Origin of the sequence: Martelella limonii (genome assembly GCF_013344475.1) — a bacterium.
In the GTDB taxonomy this organism is placed as follows: domain Bacteria; phylum Pseudomonadota; class Alphaproteobacteria; order Rhizobiales; family Rhizobiaceae; genus Martelella; species Martelella limonii.
Window position 1 is genome coordinate 116,485 of sequence record NZ_JABUOU010000005.1, and the last position, 14,302, is coordinate 130,786.

General features: G+C 61.9%; 15 protein-coding genes. 6 read left to right on the forward strand and 9 right to left on the reverse strand.

The features are described 5' to 3' along the window. Positions 1-145 precede the first annotated feature (145 nt). The 8 genes from HPQ62_RS12490 to HPQ62_RS12525 form a co-directional block, all read right to left on the reverse strand. The gene (locus HPQ62_RS12490; protein ID WP_206678067.1) at positions 146-658 is read right to left on the reverse strand and encodes a gluconokinase; all 513 of its coding nucleotides are present in this window, start codon (positions 656-658) and stop codon (positions 146-148) included. After that, positions 646-1,917: a TRAP transporter large permease gene (locus tag HPQ62_RS12495; RefSeq protein WP_174802893.1), complete on the reverse strand. Its 1,272-nt coding sequence runs from the start codon at positions 1,915-1,917 to the stop codon at positions 646-648. The genes HPQ62_RS12490 and HPQ62_RS12495 overlap by 13 nt, the downstream gene beginning before the upstream one ends. Continuing rightward, positions 1,914-2,429, reverse strand: coding sequence for a TRAP transporter small permease (locus HPQ62_RS12500; RefSeq protein WP_174802894.1), 516 nt, complete (start codon positions 2,427-2,429; stop codon positions 1,914-1,916). The genes HPQ62_RS12495 and HPQ62_RS12500 overlap by 4 nt, the downstream gene beginning before the upstream one ends. Before the next feature lie 61 nt (positions 2,430-2,490). After that, the gene (locus HPQ62_RS12505) at positions 2,491-3,519 is read right to left on the reverse strand and encodes a DctP family TRAP transporter solute-binding subunit (RefSeq protein ID WP_174802895.1); all 1,029 of its coding nucleotides are present in this window, start codon (positions 3,517-3,519) and stop codon (positions 2,491-2,493) included. Between the two features lie 35 nt (positions 3,520-3,554). Continuing rightward, positions 3,555-4,460, reverse strand: coding sequence for an NAD(P)-dependent oxidoreductase (locus HPQ62_RS12510; RefSeq protein WP_174802896.1), 906 nt, complete (start codon positions 4,458-4,460; stop codon positions 3,555-3,557). Between the two features lie 10 nt (positions 4,461-4,470). Beyond that, the gene (locus HPQ62_RS12515) at positions 4,471-4,764 is read right to left on the reverse strand and encodes a putative quinol monooxygenase (protein WP_174802897.1); all 294 of its coding nucleotides are present in this window, start codon (positions 4,762-4,764) and stop codon (positions 4,471-4,473) included. Next, positions 4,761-6,119 carry an NAD(P)H-dependent oxidoreductase gene (locus HPQ62_RS12520; RefSeq protein ID WP_174802898.1) on the reverse strand — a complete coding sequence of 453 codons (1,359 nt, stop codon included), beginning with the start codon at positions 6,117-6,119 and terminating at the stop codon, positions 4,761-4,763. The genes HPQ62_RS12515 and HPQ62_RS12520 overlap by 4 nt, the downstream gene beginning before the upstream one ends. A gap of 213 nt (positions 6,120-6,332) precedes the next feature. After that, positions 6,333-7,235 (reverse strand): LysR substrate-binding domain-containing protein, encoded by a 903-nt coding sequence (locus HPQ62_RS12525; protein WP_174802899.1) that lies wholly within the window; start codon positions 7,233-7,235, stop codon positions 6,333-6,335. A gap of 668 nt (positions 7,236-7,903) precedes the next feature. Here HPQ62_RS12525 and HPQ62_RS12530 point away from each other — a divergent pair. Further along, positions 7,904-9,025 carry a Gfo/Idh/MocA family protein gene (locus HPQ62_RS12530; RefSeq protein WP_174802900.1) on the forward strand — a complete coding sequence of 374 codons (1,122 nt, stop codon included), beginning with the start codon at positions 7,904-7,906 and terminating at the stop codon, positions 9,023-9,025. A 45-nt stretch (positions 9,026-9,070) separates the two neighbouring features. On the opposite strand, the gene HPQ62_RS12535 is transcribed toward HPQ62_RS12530, so the two are convergent. Then, positions 9,071-10,015 carry a LysR family transcriptional regulator gene (locus HPQ62_RS12535; RefSeq protein ID WP_174802901.1) on the reverse strand — a complete coding sequence of 315 codons (945 nt, stop codon included), beginning with the start codon at positions 10,013-10,015 and terminating at the stop codon, positions 9,071-9,073. A 98-nt stretch (positions 10,016-10,113) separates the two neighbouring features. On the opposite strand from HPQ62_RS12535, the gene dctP reads away from it, so the two are divergent. The 5 genes from dctP to HPQ62_RS12560 are packed head-to-tail and all read left to right on the forward strand — an operon-like array spanning position 10,114 to position 14,275. Then, on the forward strand, positions 10,114-11,121 hold the full coding sequence (dctP, locus tag HPQ62_RS12540) for a TRAP transporter substrate-binding protein DctP (RefSeq protein ID WP_174802902.1): 1,008 nt from the start codon (positions 10,114-10,116) through the stop codon (positions 11,119-11,121). A 31-nt stretch (positions 11,122-11,152) separates the two neighbouring features. Then, on the forward strand, positions 11,153-11,626 hold the full coding sequence (locus tag HPQ62_RS12545) for a TRAP transporter small permease (RefSeq protein WP_174802903.1): 474 nt from the start codon (positions 11,153-11,155) through the stop codon (positions 11,624-11,626). A 3-nt stretch (positions 11,627-11,629) separates the two neighbouring features. After that, entirely contained in the window at positions 11,630-12,913 is a 1,284-nt protein-coding gene (locus tag HPQ62_RS12550; RefSeq protein WP_174802904.1) for a TRAP transporter large permease, read from the forward strand. A 9-nt stretch (positions 12,914-12,922) separates the two neighbouring features. Then, positions 12,923-13,270, forward strand: coding sequence for a hypothetical protein (locus HPQ62_RS12555; RefSeq protein WP_174802905.1), 348 nt, complete (start codon positions 12,923-12,925; stop codon positions 13,268-13,270). Further along, complete coding sequence (locus HPQ62_RS12560; RefSeq protein ID WP_174802906.1) at positions 13,271-14,275, forward strand: alpha/beta hydrolase; 1,005 nt, start codon at positions 13,271-13,273, stop codon at positions 14,273-14,275. The last annotated feature ends 27 nt before the right edge of the window (positions 14,276-14,302 follow it).

Consider the following 14,302-nt stretch of genomic DNA (forward strand, 5'->3'; position numbering starts at 1 on the left):
GGGTTTTGTGGACAGCATGTTAAGCTAGCATAGCCCGGTCCTCGAACTCCACCGGACTTATATATCCGATGTCGATGGCCTCGCTCTGATTGGACCGCCAGGCGTAAGGGCATGGCATATAGCTGTCTTTCATAAACGCTGAAACTCAGCTCGGAGCGTCTGCGCGAAAGCCCGAGATGATTTGATCGACCTGCTGGGCGAGTGGCAGGATGCCGCTGATGGTGCAGCCCCATTCCTCTGCTTCAAGCGGTTCGAGCGTTTGTAGCTGGCTTTCGATAAGAGAGGCCGGCATGAAATGCTGCCTTTTTGTGACCCGCTCCATCAGGCTCACCTGCTCGACCATCGGATGGACGAAAAAGATCGGGCCGCCCATCGAAAGCGCACGTCGATAGCTTCGCTTCAGCGCGGAGCAGGATGCGACCGAGCCTTCCCGGTACGCTCGCAAGGCGGCGGCGACGCTCTCGAGCCAGGGTTTGCGCATCGCGTCATCGAGAGGAAGGCCCTCGCGCATGCGGGCGATGTTTGCAGCGGGATGCAAGTCGTCGCCCTCGATGAACGGAAGGCCGAGCCGGCTGGCGAGCCCGCTGCCAAGGGTGCTCTTGCCGCAGCCGCTGACGCCCATGACGATGATATGCTTCGGCGCCGTCACGTCAGCCATTCGACCGGCCACATCACGATCTGGGGGAAGGCTGCGACAAGAACCAGCACCACGGCATTGACCGCATAGAAGGGCAGCGCCGCCTTCACGAGCTTCGGTGTGGGCACCCCTGACACATAGGCCGTCGCAAACAGGCAGGTGCCGACCGGCGGCGTCGCCAGGCCGACGGCGAGGCAGGCAACCATGTAGATGAGGAAATGCAGCGGCTCCACGCCTGCCGCAGCTGCCGCCGGCATCAGCACCGGGATCAGCATCAGTGCGGCTGCGACGATATCCATCAGCATGCCGACGACGATGAAGATCACGCCCATCAGCATCAGCGTCATGAAGGTCGAGCCGCCGAAGATCGTCAGGAAGCCCGACGCCTTCTGGGGCAGAAGGTCGACGGTGAAGACGAAGGTTGCAGCACTTGCGACCATCAGGATCAGCAGAACCGAGCCTGCGAGCTGGCCGGCATTGACCGAAAGTTTCAGGAGGTCGCGCAGCCCGATTTCGCGATGGACGAGAGCCGCAACGATCAGCGTGTAGAGAACCGCAAGTCCGGCTGCTTCCGTTGGTGTGACGATGCCGGAAAACATGCCGGTCAGGATGATCACGGGCGCGACGACGGAGGGAAGGGCCCGAAACAATGCCCGCGCGGAGGCCCTCATGTCGAATGTCGTGATCTTGCCATAGCCCTTCCGGCGTGAGACGATCGTGTTGTAGATTGCAAGCGCGACGGCAAGCAGAACGCCCGGTCCGAGACCGCCGGCAAGGGCCGCGCCCACCGATTGTCCCGCCGATGCGGCGGCTACGATGATCAGGATCGAGGGCGGCACCAGGGTCGCAAGCGTCGCCGTGATCAGCGTCAGGGCTGCCGAATAGGGTTTGGGATAGCCGCGCGCTGTCATGGAGCGGATCGTGATCGGGCCGAGGCTTGCGATATCGGCAACCGATGAGCCGGAGATGCCGCCGAAGACGAAACTCGAGGCGATATTGACATGGCCGACACCGCCCGGAAGCCTGCCCACAAGCGCTTCAGCCGCATCGAAAATGCGCTCGGAAAGGCCGCCGCGCTCCATGATCTGACCTGCGAGGATGAACAGCGGGACCGCGATCAGGAGGAACGAGTTGATCGAGGTCGCCATCGACTGCGTGATCATCGACAACGGCATGTCGAACCACCACAGCGTCGCCGCAGACGCAAGGCCAAGGGCAACGGCGAGCGGCACATCGAGGATCGCGAACAGGATGAAAAGCGCGATAAGGGTAAGGCTCATGGGCTCAATCCTTCCTGAGAAGCCGAAGGCGCGATCTGGTCGTCGTCTCCCCGGATCACGATGAACGCATTGACCGCCGATCCTGCGATCGCGAGAAACGAACCGATCACCAGCGGCAGGGTGGTGACCCACATGCCGATCTGGAGGATCGGAGACAATTCGCCGAATCTGAGCTGCTGCAGCAGGAGCAGCCAGCCCTGCCAGGTGACGATCGCAAACAGGATCATCGCGCTCACCGTCGGTACCAGCCGATAGGCGAGCATCAGGCGGGCCGGCATCACGTTGATCAACATGTTGAGCGCGGGGTGCTGGCCGTTGCGGAAGCCCGCGGCAAGGCCGAGCCAGACCGTCCAGATAAACAGAAAGCGCGACAGTTCCTCGGTCCAGGCGAGCGAATGCCCGAACAGCCGCGAACCGACCTGCAGCGTGATCAGCACGACCATGCTGACCACCGCTAACAGGATAATGAAATCGACCACACGCCAGATGATCTTGTCCAGGAGCTGCATCATCTACACCCTCAGGGGTTCACATCGGTGGCGTCCGTCACGTGACGGACGCCACCGTTTGATGTCAATTCGACTTTACGAAGTCGAGGCTGGTCTGCATGAAGTCGGCGCCGATCTGATCCTGGAAATCGCCATAGATGCCTCGGGCAATGTCCTGAACCTTGGCGAGTTCGCCATCGGCGAACATGTTCACATGCATGCCCTTTTCCTGGAGCTTGCCGATAATTTCCTCTTCCTGCTTGATCTCGCTGGCATCGTGCTCGGCGATCATCTCGTCGGCGGCGGCCTGAACGGCATCATGATACTGTTCGGGAATCTTGTTCCAGGCTGAGGAAGACAGACCGAGAAGGAAGCTGTCGGCGATGTGCTGGGTGAGGTTCAGTTCGCCCTGAACTTCATAGAAGCGATTGTTGTAGGGAACCTCGACCGGGTTTTCCTGACCATCGATCGCCTTCAGCTGAAGCGCCGAGTAAACTTCCGAAAATGCCATCGGCGTGGGGTTGGCGCCCAGCGCCTGGAACAGCTTGACGAACAGCGGATTGTTGGGCGTGCGCAGCGTCAGTCCCTTGAAATCTTCGGCCGTGGTGATCGGCTGATCCCTTGTGGTCACGTCACGGAAGGTGCGCAGGAAAAAGCCGAGGCCCTTGATGTTCAGCCGCTCGACGGAGGCGATCAGTTCCTGTCCCGGCGCGCCGGAAAGATAGGCCTTCAGCTGGTCGTAATCGGTGAAAAGATACGGCAGCGAAATCGCGTTCATCTTCGGCTCGAACGAGGCGTAGACGGACGAGGCCAGGATCAGGCCGTCAAGGGCACCGGAACCGAGCTGGTTGATCGCGGCATTCTGGTCCTTACCGAAGAGCACGCCGTCCGGAAAGACCTGGAATGTCACTTCGCCGTCGGTCTTCTCCTTGACCAGTTCGGCAAAGCGCGATGCTGCGCGTCCGACAGAGCTTTCTGCAGGATCAGGAACGGCAATGCGCAATGCCGTTCCGGCAAATGCGGAACCGCCGATGCTGGTGCCGGCGATCACCATCGCGGCTGCGGCCAGGCCGTGCATCAGGCGGCGGCGGGTAAGGTTGAGTGCTTTTTTCATTTTGGGTCTCCTCCCGTGGTTGATGAAGTAAATGCTCAGTTTTTCAGGGCGCTTTCCGAAAGGTCGTCGCCGTTGCGCCGCTTCAGTTCGAGAAACAGCGCCGAATGATCGAGATCCGCGCCGCCGTGCTCGACAAGCGACGAGAACAATGCGTCTGCAAGCTTCAAGGACGGCAGATCGAGGCCAAGATTGCCGGCGACATTGAGCGCCGCCCTGGTGTCCTTGACCTGATATTTCGCCGGACCTCCTGGCTGGAAGTCACCGGCGATGATCCTTTGCCCGTGCAGGTCCAGTATTTTCGAGGCGGCAAAACCGCCGAGCAGCGCCTCGCGCACCTTCGCAAGGTCCGCGCCGCCCTTCTCCGCCATCAGCAGCGCTTCCGACACCGCCACAAGCGTGCTGGCGACCAGCGACTGGTTGATGAGTTTGGCGAGCGCCCCCGTGCCGGCGGGGCCGATATGGACGATGCGTCCCATGGCAGACAGGATCGGGCTTGCCGCGCGCACATCTTCGGTCTGGCCGCCGACCATGATCGACAGCGATCCGCTTTTGGCAGCAGGGGTTCCGCCGGAAACGGGAGCATCGAGCCACCGGAGGCCAAGACCATGCGCCCTTGCCGCCATGGCCTCGGCGTCGTCGACCCCGATCGATGACATCACGATCAGCAAGGCGCCCTTGCGCATCGCCTTTGCCGCGCCCGCGCTTCCGAAAAGCACGGCTTCGCAGGCGGGCCCGTCGGAGAGCATGACGATAACCGCATCGGCATCGGCGGCGGCGCGCGCCGGGCTGCCGGCAAGCCCGGCACCCTTGGCCGTCAGAGCGGCGGTCTTTTCCGCGCTGCGGTTCCAGACGGTGACCTGGAAGCCGGCGCCGATGAGATTGGCCGCCATCGGGCCTCCCATCAGGCCCGTTCCGAGAACCGCTATCTTCGACCTGCTCATCACGCGCTCCTCACGGTGCTACCCGCTCGAAGAACCCGACAGGACCTTCCTCGACGAGCGACAGGGCCGTCCGAAACGCTGCCAGATGCGGCGTTGCAAGATGCGCGTCGAAGGCGGCGCGGTCGTCATAGACCTCGTAGAACATCACCTTCACCGGCGAGCGGCTCCGGTCGACGAAGACGTCGAACTGGCGGCAGCCCGGTTCCCGCGCAAGCGAGTTTTCGGCATCCTCGCGGGCGGCCTCAAGGAAGGCCGCCAGCTTGTCCTCTGCAACATCGAACTGCGGCAGGACGACGTAGCTCATGCCGCCTTCTCCGCCTTCGGTCCCATGGAGCTTACCTGTTCGCGGCGCAGCGCCACGACATCGAGATCATCCACGAGTTCGACGTCTGACATGCGCACGACCTGGTCGCGCTTGATCGGGTTCTTGAGCTTGACGTTGTGGGCAAGGCCGATCGGCAGTGCGTCGATCTCGCTCGAGATCGTGGCCGGGATCGCCTTGGCCCAGACCGCGTAGCCGCCTTCGCCGTCCAGCATGTCGCCGGCCTTGAATTCGCCCTTGGCGGCAGCCACGGCATCGCCGCGATACTCCTTCGAGGAGCCGGTCGGCTCGCCGCGCAGCACGGCCGAGAGGACCGACACGGAGGTTTCCAGACCGATCAGGTGGAAGGGGCGCCACATCGAGCCATACCAGCCGGACTTGTCCGTCAGGAGGCCGTATTGCTTGAAGCAGTCACGGGTATATTCGTCCGGCGCCTTGAAGGTGACGAACATGCCGTAACGGATATTGTTGAGCACCTCGCGGCCATCGGGCTCCTGGCTGGCAGCGATATCGACGAGGCCCGACTTCGGCATCCGTCCGCCTTCGGACGCCGGCTTGAAGACCGAAGCAAGGTCCTGAAGGCCGGAGGGATAGAAGGCCAGACCGTCATCCGGGCAATCGAGGCCAGTGCCGTTGGCGACTGCCGCCATTTCGATGGCGGCCTTGGTGCCATCCGTAAACGAGTTGTACATCTTGGGATTGAAATCGCCCTTTGCCACCTCTTCCTCGGTCCAGCCGAAAAAGCCCCAGACGGTATCCGGCGTCGAATAGCGGTAGCGCGGCTCGAAATTCATGCCCTTGCCGGCTGAGATCAGGTCGAAGCCGCAGGAGCGGACCCAGTCGACCAGTTCGCAGATAAAGGCCGGCTGATCGCCGTAGGCCATGGAATAGACGAGCCCCTTGGCGCGCGCCTTGGCCGCCAGGATCGGGCCACACATGACATCGGCTTCAACATTGACCATGACGATATGCTTCATCCCGTCGATTGCCTGCAGTGCATGCCGGGTGCCGGCGATCGGATGGCCGGTCGCCTCGATGATGCACTCGATGCCCTCGAAGGCGCAGAGATCGGCCGCGCTTTCGGTGACGAAGGTCTTTCCGGTGTCCATCGCGTCGGACAGCGAGGTGGCGTCATATTCCTCGTCTTGCCAGCCGGTGCGCTTCAGCGAGGCGCGCGCCTTGCCGGCGTCCAGATCCGCAACGCCGACGATGTGATAGCCGGCGATCTTGCGCGCCTGGGCGAGAACCATGGAGCCGAACTTGCCTGCTCCGATCAGGCCGACGCGGATGGGGCGGCCTTCGGCATGGCGCGCTGCGAGCATCGATGAGAGATTCATGTGGAGCTACTCCGTATTGCGACCGTCTGGTCGGAAATCCATTTTCCACTGAGGAGAATGCCGACGGTCACTGCGGCGGCAGCACAGGCTGCACGCCGCGAACGGTATCCGGTGCTCCTCCCAGCACGCCGGCGCTCAAGGCCGGGCAAGACCATCATCGGGCACAGGTAACTGCAGTAAAATTTACTTTTTCTGCTCGATTATGTAGCTGAGCTAATCGATGAGAGAGCGGTCTTCGTTGTACCAGACCTGTGCTTCGCGCCTGATCCATTCCAGGAAGCGTTTGACGCGGGTGCGCCGCAGATGCGTGTAGGGGCAGACGATCCACTGCGTGGTGATCCGCATCACGGGCGGTTCGGCGACGGCGACGACCAGCCGGCCATCCTTGAGTTCCTGTTCCATCATCAGATTGCTCTCAAGCGCCATCCCCATGCCCAGCACGGCCGCATCGACAACCATGTGCGAGCGATCGAAATAAAGGCGCTTGATCGGCACGTCGTCGATGATCCCCTGATGGGCAAACCAGGACTTCCATTGGATCTGCGCCTTCACGGAGTGGATCAGCCTGTGCTTCAGAAGGTCGGCCGCGGTTAGGGAATGTTCCCGGGCAAGGGTGGGCGCGCATACGGGCAAGAACCGCTCCTCGACGAGCTCTTCGACATGCAGGCCCGGCCACCGTCCGGCACCATGGCGAATTTCCACATCCACCAGATCACGATTGAAATCCGTCGGTTCATTGGAACCGTCGAGCCGCACGTCGATATCCGGATTGGTTTCGAAAAACCGGGGCAAACGGGGCAATATCCACTTCGTTGAAACTGTGGGAGTCGCCCTGATGGTGAGAAGCGTCGTTGGTTTGCTGCCGCGAATGATCTCCGTCGAACGGATGATTTCTTCGACATGCTGCGAGATGAGATCGAAGTAGCGCTCCCCGTCTTCCGTCAGCTTCACCTTGCGGCCGACCTTGGCCACCAGCGTCATGCCGAGCTGTTCTTCCAGAACCCGGACCTGCTGGCTCACGGCTGAGGCGGTGACGTTCAGATGCTCCGCCGCCGCGCTCACCGAATTGAGGGCTGCGACATGATAGAATACCGAAATGGAACGGAATGGAGTCATCGTGTTCTGGCCTCAACGATCCTGCTCATGCAGACCCCGGCGGTTCCCAACCCCTCTGACGCCTGCAGTTGTTGATCCTTCCTGCCCGAGAACCATGCAGCGATGCAATCGTAACAAGTTAGAAATTGAGTGAGGCTTCGAAAGCAGCGATGCTGGAAAACGTGCGTGTCAACGGCCGCGTAGAAACCGGCCACGGGCGAACTAAAAGTCGGCTGCGTTGGGCGCAGCCATGAGACCTGGGGGAGGGCGTGGCCCTATGGCCCCAGAACAAGACCGGTTCAAAATTCTGCGCTAGGCTAGAACGAATGGAGAATCGAACCGTTGGCTACCCTTTTGCGCGATGTCGCCCGCCATATTGTGGTGAATGTTTTTCCTTCGGTTGTACCCAATCCCAGCGTTCGTCGCCCGTGTCGACCTCGGCGGGCGCCGGAAGTCTCATGGCATGGGTGATGACCTCGAACTGCTTGCGCCGTTCGGCAGGCGTTGCTCCCGGCTTCAGCGAGCGATTCCGGCCTATCCCGGATCTACGATCGAGACCTGGCCCGGCCCTCGATGCAATTTATATTCCATAATATTGACTTCATGAAATAAAAAAATCATCCTTCGATCCTGGGACATCTTCACTACAATCTGCAATCAATGCGCCTCAGGGCGCGGGAGGCTCGCGCATGTCGTCTATCGGTATTGGCCTGATCGGAACCGGCTATATGGGGAAATGCCACGCGCTGGCATGGAATGCCGTCGGCCCGACCTTTGGCGATGGCCCGCAGGTTCGCCTTGTGCATCTTGCAGAAGTCGACCAGCAGCTTGCGCGCGACAAGGCCCGCGCGTTCGGCTTCGAGAAGGCGACGGGGAACTGGCGCGATCTGATCGCGGACCCGGAGGTGGACGTGATATCGATTGCCGCGCCGAACGCGTTCCATCCGGAAATGGCGATCGAGGCGCTCCACGCCGGCAAGCACATCTGGTGCGAAAAGCCGATGGCGCCGAAATTTAAGGATGCGCTGAAGATGCGCGAAGCAGCCCGCAGCGCCGGCCGCACCGCTGTCCTTGGCTACAACTATATCCAGAACCCGATGATCCGGGAGATCGCGAACCTCCTCGATGAGGGCGCCATCGGAGAGGTCAACCACATCCGCATCGAGATGGACGAGGATTTCATGGCCGATCCGGACCAGTTCTTCTACTGGAAGAGCGAGGCAAGTTCCGGCTATGGGGCGCTCGACGATTTCGCGGTGCATCCGCTGTCGCTGATCCGGGTGCTGTTCGGGCGCCTTGCAAGCGTCACCACCGACATGGCGAAACCCTATGCCGAGCGTCCGTTGAAGACCGGCGGCAAGCGCGCCGTCGAAACCCATGATATCGCCAGCGTGCTGTTTCGCATGGAAAGCGGCGCTTCCGGCGTGCTGATGGCCAATCGCGCCGCCTGGGGGCGCAAGGGCCGGATCGCGATCCAGATCTTCGGCTCAGCCGGTTCGATTGCCTATGATCAGGAGCGGATGAACGAGGTTGAGCTCTACCGCGCCAACGGCCCGGCCCGTGAGGCCGGCTATACCCGCATTCTCGCCGGCCCGGCGCACCCGCCCTATGACAGTTTCATTCCCGCTCCGGGGCACGGACTTGGCTTCAACGACCTCAAGGTCATCGAGTGCCACCACCTGATCGCCGCCATCGAAGGACGGGACGCTCATGTGATCGATTTCGAGAAAGGTGTCGAGATCGAACGCGCGGTCCACGCCATGGCCGCAGCCCATGAGCGGCGCGGCTGGGTGGACATCGACTATGACTGAGGCGCTGTGAGACTGCGATGGTTGACCCCGACCGTTGCCTGAGGTTCAGTTTTGGCGCGACGTCGGCCATTGTTCCGTGCCGGCGATCTCGCTCACCAGTGTCTCGATCGACGCGATAATCCTGCCGAAGACCTGCTCGGCTTTCTTGCGCCGGTGATAGCTGAGGCAGACGGTGCGGATGTAGTCCGGCGACAGCGAAACCGCACGCACGCGCCCGGCTGCCAGTTCCTCAACGAAGGCGCTGCGGGCAAAGACGCCATAACCTTCCCCCGAACTCACCAGCCGCACCAGCTGATGTCCGGCGTCGATTTCGAACCGGACATTCATCGTCCTGCCGAGCGCCTCCATCCTCTGCTCGAGATTGCTGCGCAGCGAGTGCCGGCTGGAGGTGACGATGAGCGGCAGGTCTGCAAGGCGGGTGAATGGGAAGGGATCGGGAATATCGTTCATGGCATCGGCAGCGCCGATCAGGACCATTTCCTCCTTCAGCAACGGCTGGCTGATGACGGCCTCCGTGTCGCTTTCCCTGAAGGTTATGGCGATGTCCAGATCGCCGGTCGAGATCCAGTCATGAAGATAGCCGGACATGGCTTCCACCAGCCGGAGCGAGATTTTCGGATACTGCTCCGTCAGCCGCCGCAGCAAGGGCCGCGTCAGAACCGCGGCCGTCGTTGGTGGCAGGCCGATCGAAATCTCACCCGCAGGCTCCTCGGCGATCTGCTTCAACTCGCTTCTGAGCGAGCCGAGAATGCCGAAGACCTCATAGACCTGCGGCAGCAGGCCGCGGCCCGCCGGCGTCAGTGCGACGCCGCGGGCCTGCCGCTCGAACAGCGCAACGCCAAGGTCTGCCTCCAGCCGTCTTATGGAAGCCGAAAGCGCCGGTTGCGCCACGCTCAGGCGCGCGGCAGCCGCCGTGATCGATCCTTCTTCCGCGACGGCGAGGAAGCCCTGCAGGCGGTTGAGGTCAAACTGATGTGCAAGTTGTGCCATAAGCCATATAAAAATGATTATATCGGAAGAGGCAAACACTATTAGAGATTTGTGCCTCGCAGCGCTATCACCCTTGCCAGCATCTTGGGAGGAGCTTTATGAACATGCACAAACTCATGGCCGCAACCGGTGTGGCTTTCATGCTCGGCAGCAGCGTTTCGATGGCAGCGGACTACACGCTGTCGGTCACGCTCGACACCAGCCCGCAGCATGTCCGGAACGTCTGGCTGAAGGACTTCGCCAAGGCCGTTGGAGAGAAGTCCGATGGGCGTCTGGAGATCGAGATCTTCGAGGCAGGGTCCAAGTACAAGGACAGCGAAGCGGCCGCGGCGGTGGCGCAGGGCGCAATCGATATTGCGATCCCGCAGTACCAACTGATTTCCCGTTTCGTGCCGGAAGCCGATTTCGAACAATTGCCGATGTTTTACGGCATGGGTCGCGAAGAGATCTACGCGATCGTCGACGGCGAAGTTGGCAAGGATCTGAATGGCCGGATCGAGGACAAGCTTCGCGTGAAGGTTCTGGGGCGCCCGATCGACCTCGGCTTCGGCACGGTCTTCTCCACCGATGTGGAGCTGAAGGAGCCCTCCGATCTGGCGGGGCTGAAAGTGCGCGTGCCGGGCGGACCGGCAACGGTCGAACGCTACGAAATCATGGGATCGGTTCCGGTCCAGATCTCCTGGCCCGATGTCCCTCAGGCGCTCCAGACGGGCACCATCTCGTCACTGTGGACGACGCAGGAATCGCTTGCGTCCTCGAAGCTCTGGGATGCCGGTGTCAAATACGGCATGGAAGACCGGCAGGCGATCGTCCAGTATGTCCCGCTCATCAACCAGCGCAGCTTCGACAAACTGCCTGAAGATCTTCAGAACCTGCTGTCGGCGACATGGGACGAGATGGTTGACGGTGAGAGGGATTTCGCCGCGCAGCGTCAGCAGGACGCCCGTGCGCTGAATGCGGAAAACGGCATCGTCACCTCCGATCCCAGCCCGGAAGCGCTCGCCGCAATGCGGCAGAAGCTTGTCGCCGCGCAGCCGGCGCTTGTCGAAGAGCTGGGCATGAACCCGGAATTCGTCGCCAAGCTCACGGCTGCGGCCGGTCAGTAGAACCGCGCTCGCGCATCGGTGGACCTCTGAAATGAAACAGTACCTTGTCGGTCTGGAGACCGCCGTCACGGGTCTCCTCGCTCTTGCAGCAGCGCTCCTGACCGTCAGCGAGTCGGTTTTGCGCTACGTCGCCCCGGCCCGTCTTCCGGACTGGGGTGCCGAAGTCACGATCTATCTCGTGGGCTGGGCCGTCATGCTGAGCGCCAGCCGGCTGATCCGGGAGCGCATGCATGTGAGCGTGGAGATGCTGACGGACCAGCTTCCGGGCGGACCGCGCAAGCTGTTTCAGATCCTGGTCTGCCTCTTCGGGGTTGTGGTTTCCGGCATCATCGTCTGGGCCGGCTGGCAGATGGTCGATTTCGCCCTGATGCTTGGCGAGCGGTCGGATTCATCCATCAGGTTTCCGATGTGGATCTATTACAGCGCCATCCCCGTGGGCTTCGCCCTCTGCGCGGCAACCTATCTGTGGCAGCTCGTGGCGCTGCTCGCCGGCCGGGAGGTCTGATCCATGCTTCTGACAGCCGTTCTGGTCCTGTTTTTCGTCCTGCTGCTTGCGGGCATTCCGATCTACCTGGTTCTCTCCGGCCTTGCCACCTTGGTCTGGCTGGTGGAGGGCGATCCACTGGTCTCCCTTGGCCAGCAATATGCCAATCATCTGAACTCCTACACGCTGGTCGCGATCCCGCTTTTCGTGATCGCGGCGACGTTCATGCAGCGCGGCGGCGTGGCCGGCGCGCTGATCGACATGGCATCGGCATGGGTCGGCCGCACACGCGGTGCACTTGGCATCGTCTGCATTCTCGCGACCGCAGTTTTCGCGGCCATTTCCGGCTCGTCGGTGGCCACGGCGCTCGCCATCGGCGCGGTCCTGATCCCCGCCATGCGCGAACGGGGCTATCCGATCAGCTTTGCCACCGGCACCATCGGCGCAGGCGGTACGCTCGGCATCCTGATCCCGCCCTCGCTTGCGATGCTCATCTACGGCATCATCGTCGATGAATCCGTGCCGCGCCTTTTTCTTGCGGGCGTCGTTCCCGGGCTGATCCAGGCCGCGCTGCTGATGGTCTATGTGCGCTATTATGCGGTGCGCCACGATCTTCCGGTCGAGGAGAAGCTCGACCGCAAACAGTTTGTCCGCGCCAACCTGCGCGCCTTGCCCGCCATGCTCGTGCCGGTGATCATTCTCGGCGGCATCTATTCCGGGCTCGTAACGATCTCGGAAGCGGCGGGTCTTTCCGCCGTGGTGGCGTTGCTGGTCAGCCTGCTGTTTTATCGCGACATCACCCTGCGCGACGTGTTGCCGATCCTTGCAAGCGGCGTGCGGCAGACCGGCGTCATCATCTTCATCGTTCTCGGTGCCCTGACATTTGCCCACTGGCTCACCGGCGCCGGTGTCACCAGGCTCCTCGTCGGCGCGGTCGAAGACATGCAGCTGTCGGCCTGGCAGTTCCTGATCGTCGCCAATCTCATCATGTTCATTCTCGGCATGTTTCTGGAGGTGATATCGGTCATCCTGATCTTCGTGCCGCTGATCGTGCCGGTGATCATCCAGCTCGGGATCAACCCGATCCATTTCGGCGTGATCCTGGTCGTCAACATGGAGATCGCCCTGCTCACGCCGCCGGTCGGGATGAACCTGTTTGTCCTGAAATCCGTTGCCGATACCGGGATCGACAAGGTGATCAAGGGGATGGTCCCCTATATCGGCCTGATGCTCGTTCTCCTCGCATTCATCACCTTCGTTCCCGCCGTCTCGACATGGCTGCCGGACCTCGTGTTCGGCGCACGATAGGAGAATCGCATGCCCATTGCCCAGATCATCGTTTCAGAGCCGCTCGTCCCGGTCGTTCGCCAGCGCGCTGACGCGCTGACGGCGGAGGTGGTCCGGATCTTGACCGCAGACCTGTTCGCCAGTCCTGACCTCGTTCAGGTGGTGCTGACGTCGGCGATTGCGCCCGCTTTCGGCAAGGATGTGCTTTGCCAGGTGTTCCATCGCGCGACCGACGCGAGAACGTCGCAGGTCCGCGCGGATGCAGCGAAGGCCTTGCGCCTTGCGCTTGAACGTCTCACCGGAGGCAGCGTCCGGGTTCGTCTGATGGCGCTTGAGCCCGCCATCATCGCAGCGTCAGACACGCAAGGAACACTCTGAATGCTTTCCGATATCGCGCTTCGTGACATCCTGTCCTTCCACGTCGGCGGCGAACTGGTCGAGTTGCGGGACCAGGCCGTGCAACACGTGAAGGTCTCTCCGGACGCAGAGGCACGCGTGGTCGATCTCAACGGTCACTACGTGAACGGTCAGATCTATGCGCAGCACTTTCGCCTGTCCCGGCCCGCCGCCGCGTTTCCCGTGCTGTTCTGGCATGGCGGGGCGATGACGGGCGTTACCTGGGAAACCACGCCAGACCAACGCCCCGGCTGGTCTTCGATTTTCCTGCGCTCGGGCTATGATGTCGTCGTTTCTGATGCGGTCGAGCGCGGGCGTGCGTCCTGGTCGCCCTGGCCGCATATCTATGACAGTCCGCCGCTGTTCCGCACCATGGAAGATGCCTGGCATCTGTTCCGGATTGGCCCGAAAGCGGGCTTCCACCAGGACCCGGCGCTGCGGCGCGCGTTCGACCACCAGCGCTTTCCGGTCAACGCCTTCGACCAGCTCTGCGCCCAGTTCGTGCCGCGATGGACGACGAATACCGCGCTTTCGGTTGCGGCCTACCTGAAGCTCGTCGCGCGTTTCGACAAGGTCATCATCGTCGCACACTCACAGGGCGGATGGTTTGCGCAGCGCATCGCCGCCGCAATTCCCGAAAAGATCGCGGCGGTGGTCCTGATCGAGCCTGCCGGAGCGCCGGCGATGGAGAAGATGGCGATCGAGGCTGCCGCCCGGGTTCCGCATCTTTATGTCTGGGGCGACCACTGCGACGACAACGCGGCCTGGATTCCCTACAAGTCGGATGCGGTCGCGCAGGCCGAGCGGCTCATCCGCGCTGGCGGAACCGCAGACATCATCGATCTGCCCACGCTCGGCATTCGCGGCAATTCCCACATGCCGATGATGGACGACAATTCGCACGAGATTGCCGGCATGGTTCTTGACTGGCTTGCCCGTCAAAATCGCGTCGAAACCGCTCATGAAGGGGATCGCGCTACGGTTTAGGGCCACGGTGGGAGCGGGCATGGCCTA